The sequence below is a fragment of the Streptomyces sp. NPDC005483 genome, from assembly GCF_040606035.1.
Classification (GTDB): domain Bacteria; phylum Actinomycetota; class Actinomycetes; order Streptomycetales; family Streptomycetaceae; genus Streptomyces.
Map to the genome: position 1 here is coordinate 58,122 of NZ_JBEXEA010000017.1, position 25,567 is coordinate 83,688.

The window sequence follows — 25,567 nt, forward strand, 5'->3', positions numbered from 1 at the left end:
CGCATATAATGCATGTGCGAGTAATGCATGTGCGAGTAATGACGTACGCCGATCAGCCGGGAGATCTCCATGACGCGCCGTTTCCTGTTCGTGCTCGGCAGCAGCCGCAGCGACGGCAACACCGAACTGATGGCCCGCCGGGCCGCCGAGCAACTGCCCCCCGACGTCGAGCAGCAGTGGATCGACCTCACGGAGCATCCTCTGCCCGACTTCGAGGACCTCCGCCACGACACCGACCACGTGCGTCCGACGATCGGGAACACGGCCCTGCTCTTCGACGCGACGCTCGCGGCGACGGACATCGTGATCGCCTCCCCGCTGTACTGGTACTCGGTCTCCGCGCACGTCAAGCGCTACCTCGACCACTGGTCGGGCTGGCTGCGCACGCCGGGCGTCGAGTTCAGGGCAACCATGGCGGGGCGCACCCTGTGGGGCATCACCGCGCTGGCGCACGAGGAGTCCGAGGTCGCCGCCCCGCTCATCGGCACCCTCAACAACTCGGCCGCGTACATGGGCATGCGCTTCGGCGGGGTACTCCTCGGCAACGGCAGCAAGCCCGGTGACGTCCTGCGGGACACCGACGCCCTCGCCCGCGCGAAGACCTTCTTCGACCAGGAGGCCCCGCTCGCGCGGTTCCCCTACGAGCAGGTCAGGCCGTGATGTCCTTCGCCGTGAACCTCGCCCAGGCCGCCGAGCCGAACACCGCCGCGTACAGCGCCTGGAGGCCGAGGTTCTTCACCAGGTCGTCCCAGTACACCGGCTCCCGCATGAGGTCGGCGAAGGACAGCCAGTAGTGGGAGAAGAAGTACGGCTGGAGAGCGTGCAGTTGGGGGATCTGGTCGAGGATCTGGACCGTGATCAGCAGGCCGACCGTCGTGGCCATCGCCGCGATGCCGCTGTTCGTGAGCGTCGAGACGAACAGCCCGAGGGCCGCCACGCCGGTCAGTGAGGCGGCCACCACCAAGGCGATCAGCAGGGCCCTTCCCAGACCCTCCGCGAAGGTGATCTGCGTGCCGGAGATCGTCGTCAGGTCGCCGAGCGGGAAGAGGACGGCCCCCACCGTCAGCGCCGAGAGGGCTACCACCAGGGTGGCGACCAGGCAGAACGTCATCACCGTCGCGTACTTGGTGAGGAGCAGCCGGGTGCGGCCCGCCGGGGCGACCAGCAGGTAGCGGAGGGTGCCGGCATTGGCCTCGCCCGCGATCGCGTCGCCCGCGATGACGCCGATCGACATCGGGAGGAAGAACGGGAGGGTCGCGGCGAGCGCGGTGAAGACCAGGAAGAGGCCGTTGTTGGTGATCTGGGAGATGAAGGCGGGTCCGCCGCCGCTGCTGGACGGGGAGTCGCCGCCGGTCTCGATCTTCACCGCGATGCCTACGAGGATCGGGACGGCTGCCAGTACGGCGAGCAGGGCGAGGGTGCGCCAGCGGCGGAAGGTGGTGTGGAGTTCGTTGCGGAAGAGGGTGGCTCGGAAAGTCGTACGGCGGCTGCGGGCCGTCTGTGGCTGATCGCGCAGTTCCCCGCGCCCCTTGAAAGCCCCCACCTCAGCCTGCGACATCGAAGCCCTCCCCCGTCAGCGCCACGAACGCGTCCTCCAGGGAGGCACGTTCGACGCCGAAGCCCCGTACCCGTACCCCCGCCGTCACCAACGCGGCGTTGACGGCGGCCAGTTCGCCTTCCGGAGGGTCGGACGTCAGCCGGTCCTCGGCGATGACCACATCGCCGACTCCCTGCTCCTTAAGCACCCTCGCCGCCTCCGCCGTGTCCGGCGTCGTCACCACCAGCCTCCCCCTCGCCCCCGCCGCCAGGTCCGCCACCGAACCCTGGGTGATCAGGCGGCCCTGGGCCATCACCGCCGCGTGGGTGCAGACCTGTTCGATCTCGTCGAGGAGGTGGGAGGAGAGGAAGACGGTGGTGCCGTCCGAGGCCAGCTCCCGCACCAGGGAGCGGATCTCGCGCATGCCCTGCGGGTCCAGGCCGTTGGTCGGTTCGTCCAGGACCAGGAGTCTGCGGGGCTGGAGGAGGGCCGCGGCCAGGCCGAGGCGCTGCTTCATGCCCAGCGAGTACGCCTTCGCCTTCTTGCCCGCGGCGGCCGCCAGGCCCACCCGGTCCAGGGCCGCCGCCACGCGCGTGTTGCGGGTGCGCGGGTCGGCGGTCGGGTCCGCGGCGTCGTAGCGCACGAGGTTGTCGCGGCCGGAGAGGAAGCCGTAGAGGGCCGGGCCCTCGATGAGCGCGCCGACGTGCGGGAGTACGGCCCGGGTGGCGCGCGGCATGGACCGGCCCAGGACGCGTGCGGTGCCGGAGGTCGGTTCGATGAGGCCCATCAGCATGCGGATGGTGGTGGTCTTGCCGGAGCCGTTCGGGCCGAGGAAGCCGAAGACGCTGCCCGCCGGGACGGTCAGGTCGAGACCGTCCACGGCGAGCTGTCCGCCGCGATAGCGCTTGGTGAGGGCGCGGGTGTGGATGACGCTTCCGTCCGCACCCACGCCACCGCCTGCGCCGTCACCCGACCCCTCCGGATCCGGTTCCGTGGCGGACGGCTGGTCCATCGGCTCCCTCGATTCGTCGTGCCCCGCGGGGGACCTACTGCGCCGCGTCGGCCGCCTTCACCAGCGCGTCCTTGGTGACCGCGCCGACGTAGACCTTGCCGTCGTCCGTGATCAGGGCGTTGATCAGGCGGGTCTTGAAGACGGTGCCCTTCCCGAAGTCGCCGGAGACCTTGTCGCCGAGCGAGTCCAGGAAGCCGCCGACGTCACCGCCGGCCTCGGAGCCGGACGGGACGCCCTGGCCGCCGGTGTCGAAGGTGGCGATGGAGTCCCAGCCGTCCCCGATGACGTTCAGCCCCTCGGGGCCGGCCTTGCCGAGCCCGGCGGAACCCTTGCCGAGGTCCTTGCCCAGGTGCTCGCGCTGCTCCTTGCCGAGGCCCTCGGAGTGCCCGGGCGCCTTCGGCGCGTCCCCCTCCTCGACCTTCGCCCCCTTCGGCGGGGTGAAGTCGAAGGTGGAGGCGGCCGGCTTGGCGAAGCTGACCTGGGTGAAGCCCGCGTCCACGACGGCCGCGCCGCCGCTCGCCGGGGTGAGGGTGAACTTCAGCGGCAGACCGGTCTTGGAGTCGACGGCCACGGTGATCTGCCCGACCGTCGTGCCTTCGTCCTTGGGCTTGATGACCAGGCGGTAGGCGTCCCGGCCCGCGACCTGCGCGGTGCCCTGCACGGTCACCGACGTGGTCTTGTCGGCGGCCTTGAGGGCGTCCTCGGCGAGGTCCTTGGGCGTGGCCGGGAGCTCTTTCTTCTGCTTCCCGTCGCTCTCGGAGGCCGTGGTGTGGAAGACCGAGTTGGACTTGCTGTCGTAGCCCCAGACGTCCTTGCCGTTGCGGATGAGGCTGTATTCGGCCGCGTTCTCCAGCAGCGAGACCTTCTGCTTTTCCTCGCCGTCGGCCGCGACGCGCAGGGTGTGCGTGCCGGAGGCGAGTTCGGTGAGCTTGGTCGACGGGTCGGCGGAGGAGCCGTCGCCCGAGCCGGAGGGCCCGGCGGCGGAGCCGAGCGAGCTCTCCAGGCCGCCGAGGTCCGGCAGACCGAGGTCCGTGGTGATCTTCACGGTGCCGGACAGCTGCTGCACGTCCGACGCGGCGATCTTCTCGATGAGTTCCTGTGCGCTGATCTTCGGCAGGTCGGGGTCGCCGGAGTCGGCGAGCGCCGGGACCAGCCCGATGGTCGCCGCCGCGAGCCCCACCACCGTGGCCGGCACGACGTACCGCGCGGCCTTGCGCCGGCGCGCGGACCGCAGCTCTTCGGCGTCCGCGGCGGTCACGCTGTCGTCGGATTCGTACGGTGCCATGTGTGCCTTACCTCCGTCGTCGGCGGCGGCTGTCAACTCCCGTGCGTCCACCCGTAGCCGCCATTCTCACCCGAATCGGTGAGGAGTGGTGTTTTCCGTGGTGTCCATCTGACCAAATCGGCCATGAAGATGCGTCAGACCTCGGGGCCAACTCCGCGTACACCTGGGGTATGACACGACATGCGAGCGCCCCCTACGACCCGTAGGGGGCGCGACCGGCGACGAGCCGGCTTCTACGGCCACACGATGCCCAGGCAGTGACGCTCGTCACTAACCCGCGCGGTGGACCACCGCGTCGCACAGCTCCATCAGGGCCGCCCTCGCGTCGCACTCCCGCAGCGGGGCCAGCGCCGCGCGCGCGTCCTCGGCGTAGCGCACGGTGTCCTTGCGGGCCTGCTCCAGCGCGGGGTGCGTCCGCAGGGCGGCCAGCGCCTCCGCGTGCCGGGCGTCGTCGGTGAGGTCGGAGTCGAGCAGCTCGCACAGGGCGATGTCGTCGGCCAGACCGAGGCGGGCGGCCCGCTCGCGCAGCCGCAGTACCGGCATCGTGGGGATGCCCTCACGCAGGTCCGTGCCCGGCGTCTTGCCGGACTCGTGGGAGTCGGAGGCGATGTCCAGGACGTCGTCGGCGAGCTGGAAGGCGACGCCGAGGCGCTCGCCGTACTGGGTCAGGACGTCCACGACCGTCTCGTCGGCGCCCGACATCATCGCCCCGAAGCGGCACGAGACCGCGACCAGCGAGCCCGTCTTGCCGCCGAGCACGTCGAGGTAGTGCTCGACCGGATCCCGGCCGTCCTGCGGCCCGGCGGTCTCCAGGATCTGGCCGGTGACCAGGCGCTCGAACGCCTCCGCCTGCACCCGGACGGCCTCCGGCCCGAGGTCGGCCAGGATGTGCGAGGCGCGGGCGAACAGGAAGTCGCCGGTCAGCACGGCCACCGAGTTGCCCCAGCGGGTGTTGGCGCTGTCGACGCCCCGCCGGACCTCGGCCTCGTCCATGACGTCGTCGTGGTACAGCGTCGCGAGGTGGGTCAGCTCCACCACCACGGCCGACGGCACCACGCCCGGCGCGTAGGGATCACCGAACTGGGCGGCGAGCATCACGAGCAGCGGGCGGAACCGCTTTCCGCCCGCCCGCACCAGGTGCTGGGCGGCCTCCGTGATGAAGGGGACCTCGCTCTTGGTGGCCTCGAGCAGTCCCTCCTCGACAGCCGCCATTCCGGCCTGGACATCGGCTTCCAGAGCCTGGTCCCGCACGCTCAGCCCGAACGGCCCGACGACGGTCACGAGGGGTCTCCTGTCTGCTGGTGTCTTCTGGCGGTTATGCGGAATGTCGATAGGTCGCTGCCATCACTCGAGTCAGCGTATCCGGTCACCTTTGGATCACCGATAGCGCCCGCCCCGTCCATGCCAGGCGGTATCGGATCACGACCGGTATGTTTTTGATCACCTGAAAAGAACGGATATCTATCGATTTGTAGGGAAGTAACCCCCACCGATGCGCATCCGTACATCCTTCCCCCACGAGACGACCCACGACGACGTCCGCATCCCGCTCCCGGACGGGACGCTTCTGTACGCACGCGTGTGGCGACCCCTCACCCAGGAACCGGTACCCGCGATCCTCGAATACCTGCCCTTTCGCCTCACCGACCGGACCGCGGCCCGCGACGGGCAGCGCCACCCCTGGTACGCGGGTCATGGTTATGCCTCCGTCCGGGTGGACGTGCGCGGGCACGGCAACAGCGAGGGCGTGCCGGGCGACCCGTTATCGGCGACCGAGCTCGCCGACGGGGTCGAGGTCGTCGAGTGGCTGGCCGCGCAGCCCTGGTGCGACGGCCGGGTCGGCATGTTCGGCATCTCCTGGGGCGGCTTCGACTCCCTCCGGATCGCGGCCCTCGCTCCCGAGCCGCTCAAGGCGGTCGTCACCGTCTGCTCCACCGACGACCGCTATGACAACGACGCGCACTACATGGGAGGTTCCGTCCTCGCGGTGGACATGCACGCGTGGGCGGCGCGGATGCTCGCCTTCGCCTCCCGGCCGCCGGATCCCCTGCATGTCGGCGACGCCTGGCGCGGGATGTGGCTCGAACGCCTCGACGCGGTCGAGCCGTTCGTCCACACCTGGCTCGGACACCAGACCCGCGACGACTACTGGCGCCAGGGGGGCGTTCTCGAGGACCCCGGCGCGATCGGCGCGGCCGTCCTCGCGGTGGGCGGCTGGCACGACCCGTACCGCGACACCGTCCTCCGGCTAGTCGAGCACCTGCCGGCCGACCGCGTACGGGGGCTGATCGGCCCCTGGTCCCACCAGTACCCGGACCGCGGCCTGCCGCCCGGCCCGGCGATCGGCTTCCTCCAGGAGACGCTGCGCTGGTGGGACCAGCACCTGAAGGGCGTCGACACCGGCGTCATGCGGGAACCCCTCCTGAGGGCCTACGTCAGCGACTCCCACCCCCCGGCCACGGCCTACGAGACCCTGCCCGGCCGCTGGGTCGGCGAGCCGGCCTGGCCCTCCCCGAACGTGACGACGGTGTCGTACGGCCTGCAGGGCGCCCCCGTCCTGGTCCGTTCCCCGCAGCACACGGGGGTGGACGCCGGCCGCTTCCGCCCCGTCGGGAACGACGCCGACCTGCCGCCGGACCAGCGGGAGGAGGACGCCCGCTCGGGCTGCTTCGAGTTCGCGGTGGGCGAGGAGACGTGGGTCCTCGGACGGCCACGGGTGCGGCTCAGGGTGACCTCGGAGGTGTCGCGCGGGCAGGTCGTCGCGCGGCTCTGCGATGTCGCCCCGGACGGCTCGTCGACCCTGGTCACGCGCGGAGTGCTGAACCTCTCGGCCCGTCATGGGCGGGACCGTGTGGTGCCCTGGGAGCCGGGGGCCACGCAGGAGGTGGCCTTCGAGCTGAACGGCGTCGGGCACGCCTTCCCGCCCGGCCACCGCATCCGGCTCGCCGTGTCCTCCGCGTACTGGCCGTGGATCTGGCCGCAGCCCGGGTCGCAGGCGGGATTCACGCTGGAGCCGGCGGGCAGCTTCCTCGAACTGCCGGTACGCGCGCGTGAAGTGGACCCGGCCATCGCCTTCGAGGAGCCGGAGCAGTCCGCGCCGCTGGGGGCCGCCCGCGGCGTAGCCGCTGATGGATGGAGCCCCGCCACCCTGGACGAACCCCGCCCGGAGCGGCTGGTGGTCCGTGACGTGGCCAAGGGTGAGTGGCGTCTGGAGGTCGACCCCCGGTGCGGCGGCACGCGCGTGTACCCCGACGGCCTGGAGTTCACCGAGGACGCGCTGGAGACCTACACGATCGACGAGCAGGACCCGCTGTCCGCGCGCACCCGCTCGGACTGGTCGATCCGGCTGCACCGCCCCGAGCTCGCCTGGGACGTGACCGTCCGGACCCGCTCGGAGATCACCTGCGACGGGACGGACTTCCACACCTCCGACGAGGTCGTCTGCACCGACGGCGGCGAGGTGGTCTTCCACCGGACGTGGGAGCAACGGATCCCACGGGCGGCCGGTTGAACACGAGTTGAGCCTTCGTGGGCGTTTTACCCCTCTTGTGCTCGACTGTGATGTGGCCCACTCGCGCGGGCGGATCGGCATGGATGCGGAATCTGTCGATCCGCCTTTTCCCGTGCCCGAGTTGAGGCTTGGCGAACGCAAAGGATCAAGTGCCTCAAATGCCTCTTACCATGGTCAATAGGCACGGCATGTGAATTCGCCACTTGTTCCGGACATGTGCTCTCGCATACGTTCCCGGCCTGTCGGGCGGACGCCGAATCCTGCCACCGCCCGCAACACCCACCGAGAACCACGGCAGGAGCGGGGGAACCAGGTAAGTCGCCGGACCGGTCGTCTTCGGACATACCGGTACGGCTCGGGGTGAAGTCGCGCCTTTCGTCGGCGCGGCCGGGCAGCTCCCGCCCGAACCCGACAGCTCACCTCGCAGGCGACGGAGAGGAATTCGCATGTCTGCTGCCGCTCAGCACCGCCGTCCCCGCATCAGCCGTCTCGCCCGCAAGCTCGCCGTCGCCGGCACCGGAGCCGCCGTCCTCGCACTGCCGCTCATCGGGGCGACCACCGCGTCCGCGGCCACCCCGACCGTGCAGACCGCGACCACGCTCGGCTACTCCAACACCCTCGACGGCTGGATCCGGGCCTCCCTCGCCGTCATGGCGGAGCACGGCATTCCCGGCTCCTACGACGGCATCTACCGCAACGTCATCCGCGAGTCCTCCGGCAACCCCTACGCCATCAACCTCTGGGACTCCAACGCGGCCGCCGGCACGCCCTCCAAGGGTCTGCTCCAGGTGATCGACCCGACCTTCAACGCGTACCACGTGGCCAACACCTCGTGGGACCCGTACGACCCGGTCGCGAACATCACCGCGGCCTGCAACTACGCGGCGCAGCGGTACGGGTCCATCGACAACGTGTTCAGCGCGTACTAGGCCGTATCAGCCCCGCGGAAACAGTCTTTCGAGGACGACGGCGATACCGTCGTCCTCGTTCGACAGCGTCACCTCGTCGGCCACGGCCTTGAGTTCGGGGTGGGCGTTGGCCATCGCCACGCCGCGGGCAGCCCAGTCGAACATGGGGATGTCGTTGGGCATGTCCCCGAAGGCGATCGTCACCTCGGGCCCCAGGCCCAGGTGTTCGGCGGCCAGCGCGAGGCCGGTCGCCTTGGTGATGCCGCATGGCTGGAGTTCGACGGTCCCGGGCCCCGACATCGTGACCGTCGCCAGTGAGCTCACCACCGAGCGCGCCGTGACCGCCAACTCGTCGTCGGACAGGTAGGGGTGGCGCAGCAGCACCTTGCTGATCGGCTCGCGCCACAGGTGGTCGCGCCGGCCGACCCGAACGGCGGGCAGGGTGGGATGAGGCATCAGATAGCCCGGCTCGATGAGTGTCAGCCCGTCGACTCCGTCCTGGTCCACGGCCGCGTACACCTGCCCGACCTCGGCCTCGATCTTGCCGAGCGCGGTCTCCGCCAGCTCCCGGTCCAGGGTCACCGACCAGAGCAGACGGTCCGCGCCGGCGTCGTACACCTGCGCGCCCTGTCCGCACACCGCGAGCCCCGTGCTGCCGAGCTCGTCGAGGAGCGGCCGCACTCTGGGTGCCGGCCGCCCCGTCACGACGAGATGCCGGGCCCCGCTCGCCGCCACCCGCGCGAGCGCGGCCAACGACCGGTCGGAGAGCGTGTCGTCGGCGCGGAGCAGCGTGCCGTCCAGGTCGGTGGCGATGAGTGAATATGCGGGGGAGGCGGCCATGATCAGAGAATACGGATGGTTGGCCCCTGCGACTCGACGCGAACCGGACGGCTGCTGCTTTCACATCCGTTGACGGCAGTTCCGGTTCAGGGGCGAGGCGGTACCGAACGGGTTTGATCGGCGAACCGGGCCGGCGTACCCCGAACACCCCGGCGGACTGCGGACCTTCAGGACGGCGCCGACACGATCCATCGTCCGACGAGGTCCGGCCCAGGTGTTTTTCGGCCGCGCGTCCCGCGCAGCGGTCACGCCCAGGACCGCACCACCAGGTCGAGCTGATGCCGTCGAGACTCCGGCCCCCGAACCCGCCGACCCTGGACGGACGATCTGCCGACGACCCCACGGCCCGGCGACCTCCCCGCGCGTCCCGCGCAGCGGTCACGCCGAGGACCGCACCACCAGTTCGGTCGGGAGGATCACTCCCGCCGTGTCCTCGCCCGCGATCTGGGCGAGGAGCATGCGGACCATCTCGGCGCTGATGCGGTCGAAGGGCTGGCGCATGGTGGTGAGGGCGGGGGCGATGGCGGTGGCCGCCGGGGAGTCGTCGAAGCCTCCGACAGCGATGTCATCAGGGACCGAACGCCCGGCCTGCTGAAGGACGCCCACCACCCCCAGGGCCATGAGGTCCGAGGCGACGAACACCGCGTCCATGTCCGGGGCTTGGGCCAGCAGGCGGCGGGCCGCCCGTTCGCCGCCGCTGCGCCGGAAGTCGCCCTCGACGACGAGCGCGGGGTCGAAGGGCAGGCCCGCCTCGGCCAGCACGTCCCGGTAGCCGGCCAGCCGGTCGGGGCCGCCCGGCATGTCCAGCGGCCCGGTGACCATGCCGATACGGCGGCGGCCGCCCGCGAGGAGATGGCGGACCATGTCCTGCGCGCCCTCCCGGTCGGCGGCGGCCACGTAACTCACCTTGGTGCCCCGCCCTATCGGCTTGCCGCAGACCACCAACGGGATCCCGGCATCGTGCAGTTCGGCCGCGACCGGGTCACCGCTGTGGTTGGAGAGCAGCAGCACGCCGTCGACGTGACCCGAGGTGATGTACCGGGTCAGCCGGCGCCGGTCGTCGTCGCTCTCGGCCAGCATGAGCAGCAGCGGGATGTCGTGCTGGGCGAGCCGCTCGGTGCAACCCCGCAGCAGGACGTTGAAGTTGGGGTCCTCGAAGAACTTCTCCTGCGGCTCGGTCAGCAGGAACGCCACCGAGTCCGACCGGCCGGTGCTCAGGCTGCGCGCATGCCGGTTGACCACGTACCCGGTCTTCTTGACGGCGGCCTCCACCGCCCGCCGCGCGGCGGGCGAGACGTAGTGGCCGCCGTTCAGGAAGCGGGAGACGGTGCCCCGCGAGACGCCCGCCTCCCGGGCCACGTCGTGGATGGTCGGTGGCTTGCGGCGTCCGTTCGCGCTGGTGGTCATGTTCCTCGTTCATGAAAGGGGGTGCGGGGTCTCAGGCCTTGACCGCGCCGCTCATCAGGTCCAGGGACCAGAACCGCTGGATCACCAGGAAGAGCCCGATCAGCGGCAGGATCGCGAGCAGGCATCCGGTGATGACCAGGGTGTAGAGCGCGGGCTGCGAGGCGCCCTGGGCGAGCAGGGTGTACAGGCCGAGGGTGATCGGGAACTTCTCGTCGTCGGCGAGCATCACGTACGGCAGCAGGAAGTTGTTCCAGATGCCGACGAACTGGAAGAGGAACACCGTGATCAGCCCCGGCATCATCATCGGTACGGCGATCCGCGAGAAGATCCTCCACTCGCTCGCGCCGTCCATCCGGGCCGCCTCCATGAGCTCGGCGGGCACCGACGCGGCCGCGTAGATGCGGACCAGGTAGACGCCGTAGGGCGACAGGATCGACGGCAGCAGCATCGACCAGTACGAGTCGGCCATGCCGAGCTTGGACAGCAGCAGGTACTGCGGTACGGCGAGCACGATGGACGGCACCAGGACGCCGGCCAGGATCATCTTGAAGACGGCCTCACGGCCGCGGAAGCTGTAGCGGCCGAGCGCGTAGCCGCCTGCGGCGGAGACCGCGGCGGAGAGCAGGGCGCCGAAACCGGCGTAGAAGGCCGAGTTGGCCATCCACCTCCAGAAGATGCCGTCCCGGTAGTCCGTGAGATCGCTCAGGTTCTGGAAGAAGCCGGTGCCGGGGGCGAAGGTGAAGGTGGAGAAGAGCTCCGAGCGGTCCTTGGTCGCCGCGATGACCACCCAGGCGATGGGGATCAGGCAGTACAGCGCGCCGAGGATCAGCACGATCGTCGGCACCCAGGCGGTGCGACGGCCGCCACGGGAGGCGTCGGCGGTGAGGGTGAGGGGGGTCATGCCCGGTCCTCCCGGGTGTAGCGGTCGGAGATGCGCAGCAGGGTGAAGGAGAGGACGAACGTGGCCAGGGCCAGGACGACCGCGGTCGCGGAGGCGCCGTAGATGTCGGACTGGAGGAAGGCCTTGTCGTAGATGGCCATCAGGGGGCTCCAGGAGCTGGGCAGGCCGTTGGTGAGCGGCTTGAGGGCCATCGGCTCGGTGAAGACCTGGAGGGTGGCGATCACCGAGAAGAAGAAGGTGAGCACCAGCGAGGGCATCACGATCGGGATCTTGATCCTCAAAGCGATCTTCAGGTCGCTCGCGCCGTCGATCCTGGCCGCCTCGTAGATGTCCTGCGGGATTGCCCTGAGCGCGGTGTAGATGACGATCATGTTGAAGCCGGTGCCGCCCCAGACCGCGATGTTCGCGAAGGAGAGGTAGAGGTTGCCGCCGTCGAACAGGTCGGGCTGCGGGAGGCCGAACTTGTCGAGCAGGTAGTAGAAGGGGCTGACGTCCGGCAGGTACAGGAAGCCCCACATGAGGGCGGCGATGATGCCGGGAACCGCGTACGGCAGGAAGATCATCAGCCGGGCGAAGGGCGCGCTGCGCGCCTTCGGGGTGTCCAGCATCAGCGCGAACAGCAGCGCGAGGCCCAGCATGGTCGGGATGACGATGAGGCCGTAGCCGAAGGCGCGCAGGACGCTGTGGCCGAACTCGGAGTCGTTCAGGACGTCGGTGTAGTTGCCGATGCCGTTCCAGACCTGCTGCCGGGCGCCCTTGCCGAGGCCGATGCCCTTGACCTGGACCTTGTGCAGGCTCAGCCAGATCGCGTACCCGATGGGCACGACGGTGAAGGCGGCGAAGAGGGTGAGGGTGGGCACCAGGAACCAGTACGGTGCGCTGCGGCCACGGCGGCGGGGGCGGCTGGGGCGGACGGACTGGGCGGTGCCGGTGCCGTCCGCCAAGGGCCCGACCTCGGTGAGGTCGGCGCCCTTGAGCGGAGCGCTGGTCATGCCTCGGTCACCTCGAAGCCCTGCTTCTTCATGTCGGCGAAGGTCTTCGACTGCACGGTGGCGAGGGCGGAGTCGAACTGGGACTCCTTCTTCGCCTTGCTGGCCTTGCCGAACGCGTCCTGGAAGGTGGTGTAGGCCGTGTTGACGTTGGGGCCCCAGGCCGCGGCGGCCGTGGTGGCGGCGATCTGGCCGGCCGTGGTGTAGAAGTCCGCCTGGTTCGAGAAGAACTCGGGCGTGGTCAGGACGTCCCCGGACTGGCCCTTCGTGGCGGCCGGGTAGATCGCGACCTCCTTGACCAGGGCGGCCAGCGCCTCCGGGTCGGTGTTCAGCCAGGTGGCGAACTTGGCGGCGGCCTCGGCGTGCTTGGAGTCCGTGGAGACACCGGTGGAGGAACCGCCCCAGCTGCCGGTGACGTTCTCGCCGGACCTCCACTGCGGCAGCGGGGCCATGCGCCACTTGCCCTTGGTGTCGGGGGCGGAGGAGACCAGCACACCAGGCGCCCAGACGGCGGAGACCCAGGCGAGGTGGGTGCCCTTGTTCAGCGCGTTGTTCCAGGCCGGGGTGTACATCGGCTGGTTGTCGACGACGCCCTCCTGCACCAGGCCGCCCCAGAACTCGGCGACCTTCTTGGTGGCCGCGTCGTCGATGCCGACGGTCCACTTGCCGGCCGAGTCGACGGTCCACCACTTGCCGCCGGCCTGCTGGGCGAGGCCCGCGAACAGACCGGGGTCGTTGGAGGAGAACGTGGTCAAGTAGGCGTCCGGGACGGCCTTCTTGGCGGCGCGGGCGGTCTCGGCGAACTCCGTCCAGGTCTTCGGGACGGTCAGGCCGTGCTTCTTGAAGAGGTCCTCGCGGTAGTAGAACATCAGCGGCCCGGCGTCCTGCGGGATCGCGTAGAGCGCGTCCGTGCCGAGCGTGACCATGCCCCAAAGGCCCTCGGCGAACTGGGACTTGGTGTCGCCCGCGTACTTGGTGATGTCGGCCAGCACGTCGTTGGAGACCAGGGTCGGCAGGGACTGGTACTCGACCTGGATGAGGTCGGGGGCGTTGCCGGCCTTCTTCGCGGTGATCAGCTTGGAGACGATCTCACCGCCGCTGGCCTGCTTGGACACGGTCACCGTGATGTCCGGGTTCTTCTTGTTCCAGATCGCGGCGACCTTCTCCATGTTCGGAGCCCACGACCAGTACGTCAGCTTGACCGGCCCGCTGCTCTCGCCGGAGTCCTTGTCGTCGGAACCGCCGCAGGCGGCGAGGGTGCTGGTGAGGCCGAGGGCTGCGGCCCCGGCAAGGATGCTGCGCCTGCTGATCTGGCGGCGGTTGGTCGACATCTTCATCTCCCCTGACTTGGAACCAGCCGGTCTCGAGACGTCCCGCGTTCGCGGCAACCGCCGTGGGGGGAGGTTCTGCGGACGTGACCGAGAGGCTGTGCGCGAGGGCCGCGCGGCTCTGTGATCGTGCACAGTAGAGAATTGTTTCGGCCCCTTGTCAATGGCGGGAACTTGGGGTTACCTACTTGTTGCTCGCCGATGACAGGGGTGAGGGGAACTGTGCACGATCACAGAAAATGAGGGTTTTCTGGGTCGTCCGGCGTTTCGCCGACTCCCCTCACCCCACTCCTCGACCTTCCCCCGGCCCTCCCCCGGGCCGCCGAAGTCACCGCAGAGCCGGTATCTCCGTGACCGTCCGCGAAAGGACCCCTTGAGATGCGCAGACGCAGTGTTCTCACCGCTGCCGGAGCCGCGGCGCTGGCCGTTCCCGTACTGGGGGCGGCACCGGCCGTGGCCGCACCGGCCACCGCCGCGTCGGCCACCGCCCGGCGCAGGTGTCTTGACATCCGGGGCGTGGACATCTCCTCGCTGCCGAAGAACGAGGACCACGGCGCGGTGTACCGCACGGCCGACGGCCACCGCGCGGACCCGGTCCGCCTGATCGCCCGGGCCGGCGTCACGCACGCCCGCCTCAAGGTGTGGGTGAACCCGGCCGACGGCTACAACACCAAGGCGCACATCCTGCCGCTGGCCCGCCGCCTCAAGCGGGCCGGGGTGGGCATCTGGATCGACTTCCACTACTCGGACAGCTGGGCCGACCCGGCGCACCAGACCAAGCCGGCCGCCTGGGCGGGCCTGGACGTGGCGGGCCTGGCCAGGGCGGTGTACGACCACACGGCCGATGTCCTCGGAGCGCTGAAGCGGCAAGGCACCCCGGCTCAACTGGTGCAGATCGGCAACGAGTTGAACGGCGGCCTGATCTGGCCCGAGGGCAACTGGGAGCACTTCGACAACATGACCGCCTTCCTCAAGGCCGGTCTGAGCGCCGCCCGCGACACCACCCCGCGCGTCCGCACGATCCTGCACCTGGCGAACGGCGGCGACAACGGGCTGTACCGCTGGTGGTTCGACAACGTGGTGTCGTACGGCGTCGACTTCGACATCATCGGGCTCTCCTACTACCCCTTCTGGCACGGCCCGATCGCGGACGCGGCCGCCAACATGGCGGACATCACCGCGCGTTACGGCAAGCCCTGTGTGATCGCCGAGACGGCGTACCCGTTCACGCTGGAGAGCGAGGACGACGTCAACGACATCATGAACAGCCCCTCTCAGCTGACCGACGGCTACCCCGCCACCCCCGAGGGGCAGGCCGCCTGGCTGCGCACGGTGGCCGACCTCGCCGCCGGCGTCCCGGACGGGCAGGGCCTCGGCTACTGCTACTGGGAGGGCCTGTGGACCTACCGCGCGGGCAACGGCTGGGACCCGACGGACCCGTCCTCGGGCAACGCGTGGGAGAACCTGGCGCTGTTCGACTTCCAGGACAGGGCGCTGCCGGGGTTGCGGCTGCTGGGGGGCTACCGGGCGTAGGCGGGGGTCGCGGGGGGGCGTGTGTGCCGGGCTTCCTGTCGGGGGATGCTGGGGCTTGGCGGTCGTCGGCGCGGATCGCCGAGGGGTGAGCGGGCTACCCGTCGCTTCGAGGGATGCCGGGGCTTGGCGGTCGTCGGCGCGGATCGCCGAGGGGTGAGCGGGCTACCCGCCACTCGACGCCCGGGCCGCCGCACCTGCCCGCGAAAACCCCGGGGCGTACCGGGCCACCCGTCGCGGGACGCCGGGGGCTTGGCGTGCGTAACGCCGGCACGCGGGTGTACCGGGCCACACGTCGCGCGGCGCCAGGGAGTCGGCGGCCGTAACGCCGGCGCGCCCGGGCCTTCGCACCCGCCCGCGAACACCCCCGCGGCGTACCGGACCACCCCGCTGCCTCGGCACCCGCACGCCAGCACCCCGGGGGTGTACCGGGCTACACCCCGCACACGCCGCGCAGCTCCCTCGTGGGCGCGGTCGGGGGGCGGAATCGTGGAGGGCGTCGAATCCCGCCCCGAGAAACGGTTGGCCACAGTCATGCGCCCTCGCAGTAGCCTCACCCTCGTCACCGCCCTGACCGCGGTCGCCCTCACCGCCGTCCTCGCCACCGGGTGCGACCCGAAGGGCGTCGACGGCTCCCTGGACTGCGTGTCCAACGCCGACACCATCGCGGACAGCGTCAAGGCCATCCACGAGGCCGGCTGGGACGCGGTGAACGACCCTTCGAAGACCGCCGACTCCATCGCCACGATCGACAAGAACGTCGACAGGATCAACAAGGTCCAGGACGACTCGGGCGACAGCGAGGTCGACCAGGCCGTCAAGGACCTCGACAAGGCGATCGAGGACTACAACGAATCCATCCTCAACGGGGACACCGACCCCGACTCCGGCAAGATCGACGCGGCGGCCGCCAGGTTGAAGGACGTCTGCACCTCGTGAGATCAGCCGTGGGCCGCCGCCAGGTGCCGGGCGAGCCTCGGTGAGGCGAACTCCGTGCCGCACACGAACCGCATCACCGGACCGTAGGACGCCGCCGCCGGCAGGCCCGTGAAGTACAGACCCGGCACGGAGGAGACGTATCCGGCACCGAGCCTGGGCGTACCCCGGCTGACCGCGAGCGTGGTGCGCAGTTCGTGCCCGAGGAAGTCCATCGCGGCGAGGTCGACGCGGTAGCCGGTGGCCGCGATGACGTGGTCGGCGCCGAGGCGGTCCGTCGTGCCGGTGTGGGTGAGGACGTCCAGGGCCGGGTGGCCGTCGGCCGTGTCCGCCTTGAGGATCCGGTCCACCTCGGTGACCTGGACCTTGCCCTCGAAGCGGTCGCGCAGCCACCACGCGCCCAGGGGGCCGAGGACCCGTCGGACCAGGTAGTGGCGGACGCCGGGCGGGAGCCGGCGATAGGGGTGCGGGTAGTAGGTCAGCGCCCACAGCGACCAGGCGCGGCCGAAGGGCGACTCGGGGCGCAGCCTCGGCTGCTGCCACGGCGGTGCGCCGAAGTTCACGCTGCCGCGTCCGCGGGCGACCACCCTGACCTGGGCGCCCGCCTCCGCCGCGAGGGCGGCCGTCTCCAGCGCGGACTGGCCGGCGCCGACGACGATCAGCTCCTTTCCGGAGTAGCGGGTGAGGTCGTGGTGCTGGGAGCTGTGGGAGACGGGGCCGGTGGGTGCGGGGCCGTCGGGTGCGGCGACGGCCAGTCCCCGGGGCAGGTGGGAGAGCCCCGACAGACCGGTGGCGACGACGACCGCCCGTGCGGTGAACGACTCCCCCGAGTCGAGCTTGAGCTGGAATCCGCCCCGTTCGCTGCGGTCCACGGACACGACCCGCACCTGTTCCAGCTCGGGCACCAGCTTCTGCTGGAACCACTGGCCGTAGGCGATGAAGGTCTCGACGGGGACGATGTCCTCGTCCGTCACCAGGCGGGGGATGCCCGCGGCGTCGCAGTAGTCGACGAGGGTGTGGCCGCGCTGGGGCGCGTCGAGGTTGGAGGCGGCCGGGGTCGATTTGAGGAGCATGCCCGCGGGCATATGGTCGCGCCAGCTGACCATGGGGTCGCCGAAGACGCGTACGGGGATGCCGCGCGCCCGTAGATGGGCCGCGGTCGACAGGCCGAAGGGCCCGGCGCCGATGACTGCTACCGGTTGGATCACGAAGTCCCTCCCCAGGACGTCACGTCGTCACTTCGTGGTGGTGCCGCTGTTCGTGGTTGCGCTGTTCAACTGGTCGTCCTGCCACGGCGGTTGGTCCGCCACAGCTGATAGAGATGTTTCGCGCCGGGCCGCACGAAACGCCCGAGCATGGTGAGGAACGGCAGCGGGTCGTCACCCGCGAACCAGGCCAGTTCGGTCCCGCTGGGCCGGGCCGGCGCGTGCGGGGTCGTATAGCCGCTGCGGCGGTAGGCGAGCAGGGCGGGCAGGTCGATGTTCTCCACGACATAGCGGTGGCCGGCCCGCTGTTCCCCCTCCGGAACGGCCCGCCCGGTGAGGTCCAGGTGCATGGCGCGGACGACGTCCACCCCCGACTCGCTCTCGAAGAGCCGGAACTGGGCGCCCATGCGGGGGTTGAAGTCGAGCAGTTTGTACTGGCCATCGCGCCGGTCGAAGCGCAGGTCGAGGTCGATGACGCCGGTGTAGCCGATCTGTTTGACGAAACGTGCGGCGAGGTCCGCGAGTTCCGGGTTGTCGACGACGTACGCGTTGGCCGTCATGCCCGCGTGCGGCGGCCAGGAGCGCACCTTGACGCCGGTGAACAGGGCCAGCGGGGTGGAGTTGGCGTCGAAGTAGGCGTGCACGATCCAGTCCTCGGCCTCCTCTCGTGGCAGGTACTCCTGGAGGATCACCCCGGGCCGCTCGCCCCAGTCACGGGCGAGGGCGAGCAGCCCCTCACGGGTGGCGATGCGCGTGGTACCGCCCACCGCGGGCCGCCGGCGCCGTACGAACGCCTCGCGGTTCTTGGCCACCACCGGGAAGCGGGCCTTCTCGGCGAAGGCCACGATGTCGTCGTACGACTGCGGGAAGGCGGCCTCCGGGCTCGCGATCCCGTGTTCCACGCACAGTTCGTGCAGGCCCTGTTTGCTGGCCAGCCGGCGTGTGAGGCCGGGCTCCACGCGCGGGAAGAGGAACCGGCCGAAGAGGTCGCTCTGGTGCTCGGCGATCAGGACCGCCGCCTCCTCGTCGGTCGGCACGAGGACGGCGGGGCGGCCGATGCGGCGCCCGATCCGGATCAGCCCCTCGACCAGTCGGCCCGGCTCCTCGGTGCCGGTCGTCGGCCAGACGAACGCGCGGGTGAGGTACCGGGAGGCGGCCGCGGGCGTGTAACGGTCCTCCGTGATGGCGTACATGGGCACGCCGAGGCGGCCCAGACTGCGGATCGCGCCGACTCCGCCGTGGTGCAGCGGGTAGTCGCCGAACTTGACGATCAGAGCCGGTACCTCGCGGTCGGCCTGGAACGGCATGCTGCTCGCACTTTTGGCCACGGTCCCCCCACGCGTCCCCCCACGGACGCGATCCCACCCATCCCGTCCGTGCTCGCAAAGGACGCTAAGCCGGAATGGAAGCCTCCGACTATCCCTTAACAGGACATTGCTAACTCTTTAGCCACATTGCCAGCCCTTCAGCCACTCCCGTGACCGGCGCCTCGGCCGTAACGTGTGGCGCGACCACCCGGACCGCACCGTGTGCCGCGACCACCTGGTCCGTCCGGCATGCGCGAGAGTGAGGCAGCACCCCATGCCCCCCTTCGATGTCCCCTTCGACGTGCCCGAGGGCGACCCCTTCGGCCCGCACAACCTTCCGTACGGCGTCTTCTCGCCCTCGGGCTCGTCCCACCGGACCGTCGGCGTCCGGCTCGGCGACCACGTCCTGGACGCGGGCGCGGCGGCGGCCGCCCTCGGCTCCCCGTACGTCTCCCTGCTCGCGCAGCCGTCGTTGGGGCCCCTGCTGGCCGCCGGCCGCACGGCCTGGTCGGACGTGCGGCGCGCGCTGACCGCGTGGGTGACGGTGCCGGCACACCAGGAGGAGATCGCGGGCTTCTTCCACCCGCTGTCCTCGGTCGCCCTCCATCTCCCCTTCGAGGTCGCGGACTACGTCGACTTCTACGCCTCCGAGAACCACGCGCGAAACGTCGGCCAGATCTTCCGCCCCGACGCCGCGGACTCCCTGACCCCCAACTGGAAGCACCTGCCGATCGGTTACCACGGCCGCGCGGGCACGGTGGTGGTGTCGGGGACGGATGTCGTACGGCCTTCAGGACAGCGGAAGGCTCCCGCCGACGCGGCTCCCGTCTTCGGCCCTTCCGTGCGGCTCGACATCGAGGCGGAGGTCGGCTTCGTCGTCGGGGTGCCGTCCGAGCTCGGCCGTCCGGTCGGGCTCGGCGACTTCCGGGAGCACGTCTTCGGACTGTGCCTGCTCAACGACTGGTCCGCGCGGGACATCCAGGCCTGGGAGTACGTCCCCCTCGGCCCGTTCCTCGGCAAGTCCTTCGCGACGTCGGTGTCGGCGTGGATCACCCCGCTGGACGCGCTGGAGGAGGCGCGGGTGGCCCCGCCGTCGCGGACCCACGACCTGCTGCCGTATCTGGACGACACCGCTTCCGACGTGGAGCCGGGAGGTTACGACCTGCGGATCTCCGTCGCGATCAACGGCCACGTGGTGTCGGAGCCGCCCTTCTCCACCATGTACTGGACGGCGGCCCAGCAGTTGGCGCACATGACGGTGAACGGGGCCTCGCTCAGGACGGGTGACCTGTACGGCTCGGGGACGGTGAGCGGGCCCTCCGCGGGCGAGCGGGGGTCGCTCCTCGAGCTGACCTGGAACGGCCGGGACGCGCTGGAACTCCCGGACGGCAAGCGGACGTTCCTGGAGGACGGGGACGTGGTGACGCTGTCGGCGTGGGCTCCCGGTCCGGACGGGGCCCGGGTGGGCCTGGGGGAGGTCGCGGGACGGGTGGTCTCCGGGGACGTGTGAGGCATCCGGGGCTGTCCGAGTCCTGCCGCGGGACGTCCGCTCACGGCATACTGGCGGCGGACGGCATACGTGGGACGACGTACCGGCCGCCCCGCAGCGCCTCACCACACAGCCCCACCTCCCCTGTCTCCGATCAGGATCCGGAGCCCGTGGCATGACTCTCTGCCTGCTCCTGCTGAGCACCGTCGCCGCAGCGGCCGCCGTGCCGGTACCGCGCGCGCTCACCCGGGCCGCGTGGCCCGAACGGGAACCGGTGGTCGGGCTGTGGGTGTGGCAGTGCCTGGTCGCGACCGTCCTGTTGTGCTGCCTGACGGCGCTGGTCCTCGGGGCGGCGGCGGTCTTCCACACGGTCCGCGACCATGTGTTCGCCCCGGCGCCGCCGGCCGTGACCGCGGCGTACGACCTGTCGGCCGCACCGGTCTGGGCGGTCGCCTCGACCCTCCTGCTGGCGGCCGGGGCCGCGTGGACCACGGCGATGCTGGCCCGTGAACTGGTCGAGGCCCGGCGGCGCCGCGGCGTCGCCCGTGAGCATCTGCGGGAGCGCGCGCCCGACCTGCCGGCCGGGCTGGGGACGGCGACCCGCGGTCCGCTGCTGGTGCTGGAGGACGAGTACCCGGACGCGTGGTGGATGCCGGGGAACCCGTCGCAGCTGATCGTGACGACCGGTGCGCTGCACCGGCTGACCGACCACCAGCTGGACGCCGTCCTCACCCACGAGCGCGGGCACGCGCGGGCCCGCCACGACTGGCTGCTCCACCTGTCGACCGCGCTGGCCACGGGGTTTCCCCGGGTGCCACTGTTCGCCCACTTCTGCGACCAGACGCACCGGCTGGTGGAGCTGGCGGCGGACGACACGGCGTCGCGGCGGTGCGGGCATCTGACGACCGCGCTGGCGCTGATCGAGCTGAACCAGCACCGGGGTGTGTTGTCGTGTGCGTCCAGTCATCGGTTGCTGGGTGAGCGGGTGGATCGGTTGTTGGAGCCGCCGCCGAGGTTGTTGCGCAGGCAGCGGGCGCTGACGTCTGCGACGGCTGCGCTGGTGCCGTTGCTGCCGCTGTTGATCGTTTTTGGGCCGGGGTTGTCGGCGCTGGCGTAAGGGGTCATGTATCGGCTGCGGGCCGGTGGGGGCTCGTCGCGCAGTTCCCCGCGCCCCTGAGTGGGTACACCGGCCCATGCTTGTCCCGTCAGGTGGCACATCTCACCCCACAGCTACAGAAACCGCAGGTCATGGGCTGATCTGGCGCGGCATCAGGTGGCGCAACAATTCGGCAACACAGGTTTTCCTACCTGCTCGGTATGGTTCCAGCCATGCCACCCACCGACCGCATCCCGGACCACGCCGGGCAGGGCGCGACCACCGTCGCCGCCCGGGCCCGACGCCGGCTGCGTGCGGATCAGGCTCGGCAGCTCGCCGATCTCCTGCGCCACCAGGTCCTCACCGGTGGCTTCGAGAGCGGCACCCTCCCTCACGAGACGACCCTCGCCGTCGACTACCGCGCCTCCCGCAACACGGTCCGCCAAGCCCTGGACCTGCTCCGCGCGGAAGGCCTGGTCGAACGCCTCCCCGGCGTCGGCACCGTGGTCGTCGGCCAGAAGTACCCCCACGGCCTGGACCGTCTGATGGGTCTCGCGGAAACCCTGCGCGAACACGGCACGGTCACCAACGAGGTCCGCACCATGGGCCCCGCCCCCGCCCCCCACCCGGTGGCCCAGCGCCTCCAGGTCGACCCCGGCACCGACGTCCTCTACATAGAGCGCCTGCGCCGCCTGAACGGCCTTCCCCTCTCCCTCGACCTCACCTACATCCCGCTCGACCTCGGCACCGCCCTGCTCGGCGCCGACCTGGAGAACACCGACGTCTTCCGCCTCCTGGAGGCGATCACCGGCCAGGGCCTCGGCCATGCCGAGATCACCCTGGAGGCGGTGAACGCGGACGCGCACTCCGCCGCCGTACTGGAAGCCCCGCGCGGCGCGGCCGTCCTGATGCTGGAACGCCTCACGCACCTCGCCGACGGCCGCCCGGTCGACCTGGAGTTCATCCGCTTCCGCGGCGACCGCATCACCATGAGCGGCCTGCTGCACCGCTCCCTCTGACCTCTTTCCGAGCCGTTTCCTGGAGACAGCCATGCCCTTGGCGCCCCAGCGGGCCGACGTGCCCGTGACCATCGACGAGTCGAAGTGCATCGACGGCTGCACGCTCTGCGTGGACATGTGCCCGCTGGACTCGCTGGCCATCGACAACAGCAGCGGCAAGGCCTACATGCACGTCGACGAGTGCTGGTACTGCGGCCCGTGCGCGGCCCGCTGTCCCACCGGAGCCGTCACGGTCAACATGCCCTATCTGCTCCGGTGAGAGGTCCCGAACTCCCGTGAAAACCAAACCAGTTGTCGCCGCCCTGCTGTTGCTGGCGCCGCTGACGGCCTGCGGCAGCGCCCAGGCGGGCGACGGCGCCACGGTCACCGTCACCGTCGGCTACCAGTCCAAGACCATCAACACGGTCACCGCCGGTACCCTGCTGCGCTCCCTCGGCTACTTCGAGAAGGAGCTCAACTCGCTGCACGACGGCCACACCTACAAGGTCGACTGGCAGGACTACGCCACGGGCGCCCCCATCACCGCCCAGATGACCGCCGGGAAGATCGACATCGGTTCGATGGGCGACTTCCCGCTCCTCATCAACGCGGCCCGCGGCAAGCAGCTCGGCAAGCCCACCCACCTGGTCTCGGTCACCGGCTACAACCTCCACGGCGGCCTCAACACCATCGTCACCTCCCCCGACTCGAAACTCGCCTCGCTCAAGGACCTGCGCGGCAAGAAGGTCTCCACCAGCGTCGGCTCCGCCGCCGACGGCACCCTCGTACGCGCCCTCCAGCGGGCCGGCATCGACCCCGACAAGGGCGTCGAGAAGCTCAACCAGCAGCCCGCGGTCGGCGCTTCGGCCCTGTCGGCGGGCAGTACCGACGCGCTCTCCCAGTTCGTCGCCTGGCCCGGCCTGCTCACCTACCAGGGCAAGGCGAAGGCCCTGTACGACGGTGCCGAGCTGGACCTGCCCACCTTCCACGGCGTCACCGCCCGCGAGGACTTCGCCGACAAGCGCCCGGCGGTACTGGAGGCGTTCCTCAAGGCGCAGGCCCAGGCCACCGACTACCTCGACGACCACCCGGTGGCCGCCGCCGAGTCGGTCGCGAAGGCCACCGGCCTGCCCGCCGAGGTCGTCTACCTGTACAACGGCGATCACGGCATCGCCACCTTCGACCCGGCGGTCAAGCCCCAGCTGATCTCCGCGCTGAAGCAGGACGTCTCGGTGCTGAAGGCGGCCAAGCTGACCGGCGACATCGACGTGGACTTCTTCGTCGACGACCAGTACGTCAAGAAGGCCCTCGGGGCCGGGTACGCGAAGCGCCTCGCCACCGCGCCGGCCGCCGCCGCGAGCGAAGTCTGGCCCAAGGGCGCCTCCGAGACCCAGAGCTTCACGACACCTGCCGAGCTGCTGAAGTACGTCTCCGCGCACAAGGCCGGCATCCGCGCCGCCTACGTCCCCGACGCCACCACCGGCACCCTCTGGTTCGCCGACAAGGCGGTCTGGGTGGCCGACGGCGACCAGCTCCTGCCCTTCGTCGCGCCGGAGACCGCGCGGGCGTACGTCCTTGCGCACGGGGGTGCCCGGGTCGTCACGTACGCCGACGCGCTGGAGCGGGCGTCGTGACCCGGTATGCGCTGAGAGCGGCCTCGCTGGCGGTCGCTCTCGGCCTCTGGCAGCTGCTGACCAGCCTGAACATCGACCTGTGGCTGCGCTTCTCGCAGTTCCCCACGGTCGCCGACGTGGCCCGCGCCTTCGCCGACCGGCTGTCCGGCCCCGACTACTGGACCGATCTCACCGACAGCCTCACCCGCATCCTCACCGGCTTCCTGCTCGCCGCGGTGCTCGGCGTGGCGACGGGCGTGCTCGTCGCGCGCTCCCGCCTCGCCGAGGACCTGCTCGGCCCGGTCCTGGAGGTCGTCCGCCCGATCCCGGCGATCGCCCTGGTCCCCGTCGCGATCCTGCTGTTCCCCTCCAACGAGCAGGGCATCGTCTTCATCACCTTCACCGCCGCCTTCTTCCCCGTCCTGGTCTCCACCCGGCACGCGGTCCGCGCGCTGACCCCCGTGTGGGAGGAGGCGGTGCTGACCATGGGCGGCGGCCGGTGGCGGATCCTCGCCTCGGTCGTCCTGCCGGGCGCCCTGCCCGGCATCTTCGGCGGACTGTCCGTCGGTATCGGTGTCTCGTGGATCTGTGTGATCTCCGCCGAGATGATCTCCGGCCAGTACGGCGTGGGCTACCGCACCTGGCAGGACTACACGGTCGTCAACTACGCGGGCGTCTTCGTCGGCATGGTCACCATCGGCGTCCTCGGCTGGCTCACCTCCACGGCCGTGGAGCTTCTCGGCCGCCGCCTGACGCGGTGGCTGCCGAAGACGTCGTACGTCACCGGGCCCCGGCCCAGGACACCACGCGTCGCCCCCGCACCCCTTCGTGAGGGACCCGTATCCGAGGCCGAGGAGACACGCGATGAGCACCTCGTCTGACACCGTCGTCGATACGGCGGCCCAGGCACCGCCCGCCCCGCGCGGCACCCGCCTCGCCCTGCGCGGCGCCACCCTCGGCCGTCCCGACGCCCCCGTGGTCACCGGCGTCGACCTGGACATCGCGCCCGGGGAGATCCTCACCGTCGTCGGCTCCTCGGGCTGTGGCAAGTCCACGCTGCTGCGCACGCTCTCCGGCCTCCTCCCCCTGCTCTCGGGCGAGGTCGCCCAGGACGGCCGGCCCCTCACCGGACCCGGTGCCGAACGCGCCCTGGTCTTCCAGGAGGACGCCCTCCTGCCCTGGCGCACCCTGCGCGCCAACGTCGAACTCCCGCTGGCCATCAAGGGCCTGTCGCGCACCGAGCGACGCGCACAGGCCGAGTCCTGGCTGGCCCGGGTCGGGCTCGCCGACCACGCCCGGCACCTGCCGCACCGCGTCTCCGGCGGGCAGCGCCAGCGCGCCCAACTGGCCCGCGCCCTCGCGGGAGCACCCCGCGCCGTCCTCATGGACGAACCCTTCGGCGCCCTCGACGCCCAGACCCGCGCCGGCATGCAGGACCTGCTGGTGGAGGTGCTCCAGGGCACGGGCGCGACCGTCGTCTTCGTCACCCACGACGTGGACGAGGCCCTGTTCCTCGGCGACCGCGTGGCGCTCCTCGGGGGCGGCCGCCTGACCGCCGTACGCGAGGTGCCGCGCCCGCGCGACCGTACGGCGCACGACGATCCCGCGCGCGTGGCGCTGCGCCGCGACGTCCTCTCCTCGCTCGGAACCTGACCCGGAACGTGAAAGGCACCCT

23 protein-coding genes and 1 riboswitch are annotated in these 25,567 nt (G+C 70.8%); of the genes, 12 read left to right on the forward strand and 11 right to left on the reverse strand.

Annotated features, from left to right (window positions below; all coding sequences use genetic code 11):
- Positions 1–69: 69 nt before the first annotated feature.
- A complete protein-coding gene (locus tag ABZT06_RS29770) occupies positions 70–660 on the forward strand; it encodes an NAD(P)H-dependent oxidoreductase (RefSeq protein ID WP_355747533.1) in 591 nt (196 codons plus the stop codon).
- On the opposite strand, the gene ABZT06_RS29775 is transcribed toward ABZT06_RS29770, so the two are convergent.
- From ABZT06_RS29775 to ABZT06_RS29790, 4 genes are all read right to left on the reverse strand, one after another.
- Positions 650–1,558, reverse strand: coding sequence for an ABC transporter permease (locus tag ABZT06_RS29775; protein WP_355747536.1), 909 nt, complete (start codon positions 1,556–1,558; stop codon positions 650–652). The two genes, ABZT06_RS29770 and ABZT06_RS29775, sit on opposite strands and share 11 nt — an antisense overlap.
- Positions 1,545–2,549: an ABC transporter ATP-binding protein gene (locus tag ABZT06_RS29780; RefSeq protein ID WP_355747538.1), complete on the reverse strand. Its 1,005-nt coding sequence runs from the start codon at positions 2,547–2,549 to the stop codon at positions 1,545–1,547. The genes ABZT06_RS29775 and ABZT06_RS29780 overlap by 14 nt, the downstream gene beginning before the upstream one ends.
- A gap of 34 nt (positions 2,550–2,583) precedes the next feature.
- Positions 2,584–3,834, reverse strand: coding sequence for a sigma-E factor regulatory protein RseB domain-containing protein (locus ABZT06_RS29785; protein WP_355747541.1), 1,251 nt, complete (start codon positions 3,832–3,834; stop codon positions 2,584–2,586).
- A gap of 270 nt (positions 3,835–4,104) precedes the next feature.
- Positions 4,105–5,115 (reverse strand): polyprenyl synthetase family protein, encoded by a 1,011-nt coding sequence (locus ABZT06_RS29790; RefSeq protein WP_355747544.1) that lies wholly within the window; start codon positions 5,113–5,115, stop codon positions 4,105–4,107.
- A gap of 211 nt (positions 5,116–5,326) precedes the next feature.
- Between ABZT06_RS29790 and ABZT06_RS29795 the strand changes: the two genes are divergently transcribed.
- Together ABZT06_RS29795 and ABZT06_RS29800 are read left to right on the forward strand one after the other, a co-directional pair.
- Positions 5,327–7,345: a CocE/NonD family hydrolase gene (locus ABZT06_RS29795; RefSeq protein WP_355747546.1), complete on the forward strand. Its 2,019-nt coding sequence runs from the start codon at positions 5,327–5,329 to the stop codon at positions 7,343–7,345.
- Positions 7,346–7,615: 270 nt separating this feature from the next.
- Positions 7,616–7,788, forward strand: a riboswitch (cyclic di-AMP (ydaO/yuaA leader).
- A gap of 3 nt (positions 7,789–7,791) precedes the next feature.
- The gene (locus ABZT06_RS29800) at positions 7,792–8,274 is read left to right on the forward strand and encodes a transglycosylase SLT domain-containing protein (protein WP_355747549.1); all 483 of its coding nucleotides are present in this window, start codon (positions 7,792–7,794) and stop codon (positions 8,272–8,274) included.
- Between the two features lie 6 nt (positions 8,275–8,280).
- On the opposite strand, the gene ABZT06_RS29805 is transcribed toward ABZT06_RS29800, so the two are convergent.
- The 5 genes from ABZT06_RS29805 to ABZT06_RS29825 form a co-directional block, all read right to left on the reverse strand.
- A complete protein-coding gene (locus ABZT06_RS29805) occupies positions 8,281–9,093 on the reverse strand; it encodes an HAD family hydrolase (RefSeq protein ID WP_355747552.1) in 813 nt (270 codons plus the stop codon).
- A 378-nt stretch (positions 9,094–9,471) separates the two neighbouring features.
- Positions 9,472–10,500 (reverse strand): LacI family DNA-binding transcriptional regulator, encoded by a 1,029-nt coding sequence (locus tag ABZT06_RS29810; RefSeq protein ID WP_355747555.1) that lies wholly within the window; start codon positions 10,498–10,500, stop codon positions 9,472–9,474.
- Positions 10,501–10,531: 31 nt separating this feature from the next.
- Positions 10,532–11,401, reverse strand: coding sequence for a carbohydrate ABC transporter permease (locus tag ABZT06_RS29815; protein WP_355747558.1), 870 nt, complete (start codon positions 11,399–11,401; stop codon positions 10,532–10,534).
- Positions 11,398–12,393, reverse strand: a complete 996-nt coding sequence (locus tag ABZT06_RS29820; RefSeq protein ID WP_355747561.1) for a sugar ABC transporter permease — start codon at positions 12,391–12,393, stop codon at positions 11,398–11,400. Before ABZT06_RS29820 ends, ABZT06_RS29815 begins: the two co-directional genes overlap by 4 nt.
- A complete protein-coding gene (locus ABZT06_RS29825; RefSeq protein WP_355747564.1) occupies positions 12,390–13,727 on the reverse strand; it encodes a sugar ABC transporter substrate-binding protein in 1,338 nt (445 codons plus the stop codon). Before ABZT06_RS29825 ends, ABZT06_RS29820 begins: the two co-directional genes overlap by 4 nt.
- A 369-nt stretch (positions 13,728–14,096) precedes the next feature.
- Between ABZT06_RS29825 and ABZT06_RS29830 the strand changes: the two genes are divergently transcribed.
- Both ABZT06_RS29830 and ABZT06_RS29835 read left to right on the forward strand, forming a co-directional pair.
- Entirely contained in the window at positions 14,097–15,251 is a 1,155-nt protein-coding gene (locus ABZT06_RS29830; protein ID WP_355747567.1) for an arabinogalactan endo-1,4-beta-galactosidase, read from the forward strand.
- A gap of 531 nt (positions 15,252–15,782) precedes the next feature.
- A complete protein-coding gene (locus ABZT06_RS29835) occupies positions 15,783–16,187 on the forward strand; it encodes a hypothetical protein (RefSeq protein ID WP_355747570.1) in 405 nt (134 codons plus the stop codon).
- 2 nt (positions 16,188–16,189) lie between these two features.
- On the opposite strand, the gene ABZT06_RS29840 is transcribed toward ABZT06_RS29835, so the two are convergent.
- Both ABZT06_RS29840 and ABZT06_RS29845 read right to left on the reverse strand, forming a co-directional pair.
- Entirely contained in the window at positions 16,190–17,392 is a 1,203-nt protein-coding gene (locus tag ABZT06_RS29840; protein WP_355747572.1) for an FAD-dependent oxidoreductase, read from the reverse strand.
- Positions 17,393–17,457: 65 nt separating this feature from the next.
- Positions 17,458–18,696 carry an ATP-grasp domain-containing protein gene (locus ABZT06_RS29845; RefSeq protein WP_355747575.1) on the reverse strand — a complete coding sequence of 413 codons (1,239 nt, stop codon included), beginning with the start codon at positions 18,694–18,696 and terminating at the stop codon, positions 17,458–17,460.
- Between the two features lie 274 nt (positions 18,697–18,970).
- Here ABZT06_RS29845 and fahA point away from each other — a divergent pair, with 274 nt between their 5' ends.
- From fahA to ABZT06_RS29880, 7 genes are all read left to right on the forward strand, one after another.
- Positions 18,971–20,206 carry a fumarylacetoacetase gene (gene fahA / locus ABZT06_RS29850; protein ID WP_355747577.1) on the forward strand — a complete coding sequence of 412 codons (1,236 nt, stop codon included), beginning with the start codon at positions 18,971–18,973 and terminating at the stop codon, positions 20,204–20,206.
- Between the two features lie 154 nt (positions 20,207–20,360).
- A complete protein-coding gene (locus ABZT06_RS29855) occupies positions 20,361–21,302 on the forward strand; it encodes a M56 family metallopeptidase (protein WP_355747580.1) in 942 nt (313 codons plus the stop codon).
- A 212-nt stretch (positions 21,303–21,514) separates the two neighbouring features.
- A complete protein-coding gene (locus ABZT06_RS29860) occupies positions 21,515–22,300 on the forward strand; it encodes a GntR family transcriptional regulator (protein ID WP_355747583.1) in 786 nt (261 codons plus the stop codon).
- A 31-nt stretch (positions 22,301–22,331) separates the two neighbouring features.
- On the forward strand, positions 22,332–22,559 hold the full coding sequence (locus tag ABZT06_RS29865) for a ferredoxin family protein (protein ID WP_355747586.1): 228 nt from the start codon (positions 22,332–22,334) through the stop codon (positions 22,557–22,559).
- Between the two features lie 16 nt (positions 22,560–22,575).
- Complete coding sequence (locus ABZT06_RS29870) at positions 22,576–23,913, forward strand: ABC transporter substrate-binding protein (protein ID WP_355747589.1); 1,338 nt, start codon at positions 22,576–22,578, stop codon at positions 23,911–23,913.
- Positions 23,910–24,773 (forward strand): ABC transporter permease, encoded by an 864-nt coding sequence (locus ABZT06_RS29875; protein ID WP_355747592.1) that lies wholly within the window; start codon positions 23,910–23,912, stop codon positions 24,771–24,773. Before ABZT06_RS29870 ends, ABZT06_RS29875 begins: the two co-directional genes overlap by 4 nt.
- Positions 24,757–25,545: an ABC transporter ATP-binding protein gene (locus ABZT06_RS29880; protein ID WP_355747595.1), complete on the forward strand. Its 789-nt coding sequence runs from the start codon at positions 24,757–24,759 to the stop codon at positions 25,543–25,545. Before ABZT06_RS29875 ends, ABZT06_RS29880 begins: the two co-directional genes overlap by 17 nt.
- Positions 25,546–25,567 lie beyond the last annotated feature (22 nt).

Bases quoted from the DNA above. Each gene is read 5' to 3' on its own strand.
- ABZT06_RS29815 (WP_355747558.1), bottom strand. From the start codon at position 11,401: ATGACCCCCCTCACCCTCACCGCCGACGCCTCCCGTGGCGGCCGTCGC.
- ABZT06_RS29820 (WP_355747561.1), bottom strand. From the start codon at position 12,393: ATGACCAGCGCTCCGCTCAAGGGCGCCGACCTCACCGAGGTCGGGCCC.
- ABZT06_RS29780 (WP_355747538.1), bottom strand. From the start codon at position 2,549: ATGGACCAGCCGTCCGCCACGGAACCGGATCCGGAGGGGTCGGGTGAC.
- ABZT06_RS29800 (WP_355747549.1), top strand. From the start codon at position 7,792: ATGTCTGCTGCCGCTCAGCACCGCCGTCCCCGCATCAGCCGTCTCGCC.
- ABZT06_RS29805 (WP_355747552.1), bottom strand. From the start codon at position 9,093: ATGGCCGCCTCCCCCGCATATTCACTCATCGCCACCGACCTGGACGGC.
- fahA (WP_355747577.1), top strand. From the start codon at position 18,971: ATGCCCCCCTTCGATGTCCCCTTCGACGTGCCCGAGGGCGACCCCTTC.
- ABZT06_RS29860 (WP_355747583.1), top strand. From the start codon at position 21,515: ATGCCACCCACCGACCGCATCCCGGACCACGCCGGGCAGGGCGCGACC.
- ABZT06_RS29855 (WP_355747580.1), top strand. From the start codon at position 20,361: ATGACTCTCTGCCTGCTCCTGCTGAGCACCGTCGCCGCAGCGGCCGCC.
- ABZT06_RS29880 (WP_355747595.1), top strand. From the start codon at position 24,757: ATGAGCACCTCGTCTGACACCGTCGTCGATACGGCGGCCCAGGCACCG.
- ABZT06_RS29830 (WP_355747567.1), top strand. From the start codon at position 14,097: ATGCGCAGACGCAGTGTTCTCACCGCTGCCGGAGCCGCGGCGCTGGCC.
- ABZT06_RS29865 (WP_355747586.1), top strand. From the start codon at position 22,332: ATGCCCTTGGCGCCCCAGCGGGCCGACGTGCCCGTGACCATCGACGAG.
- ABZT06_RS29845 (WP_355747575.1), bottom strand. From the start codon at position 18,696: ATGCCGTTCCAGGCCGACCGCGAGGTACCGGCTCTGATCGTCAAGTTC.
- ABZT06_RS29770 (WP_355747533.1), top strand. From the start codon at position 70: ATGACGCGCCGTTTCCTGTTCGTGCTCGGCAGCAGCCGCAGCGACGGC.
- ABZT06_RS29785 (WP_355747541.1), bottom strand. From the start codon at position 3,834: ATGGCACCGTACGAATCCGACGACAGCGTGACCGCCGCGGACGCCGAA.
- ABZT06_RS29795 (WP_355747546.1), top strand. From the start codon at position 5,327: ATGCGCATCCGTACATCCTTCCCCCACGAGACGACCCACGACGACGTC.
- ABZT06_RS29825 (WP_355747564.1), bottom strand. From the start codon at position 13,727: ATGAAGATGTCGACCAACCGCCGCCAGATCAGCAGGCGCAGCATCCTT.
- ABZT06_RS29835 (WP_355747570.1), top strand. From the start codon at position 15,783: ATGCGCCCTCGCAGTAGCCTCACCCTCGTCACCGCCCTGACCGCGGTC.
- ABZT06_RS29810 (WP_355747555.1), bottom strand. From the start codon at position 10,500: ATGACCACCAGCGCGAACGGACGCCGCAAGCCACCGACCATCCACGAC.
- ABZT06_RS29775 (WP_355747536.1), bottom strand. From the start codon at position 1,558: ATGTCGCAGGCTGAGGTGGGGGCTTTCAAGGGGCGCGGGGAACTGCGC.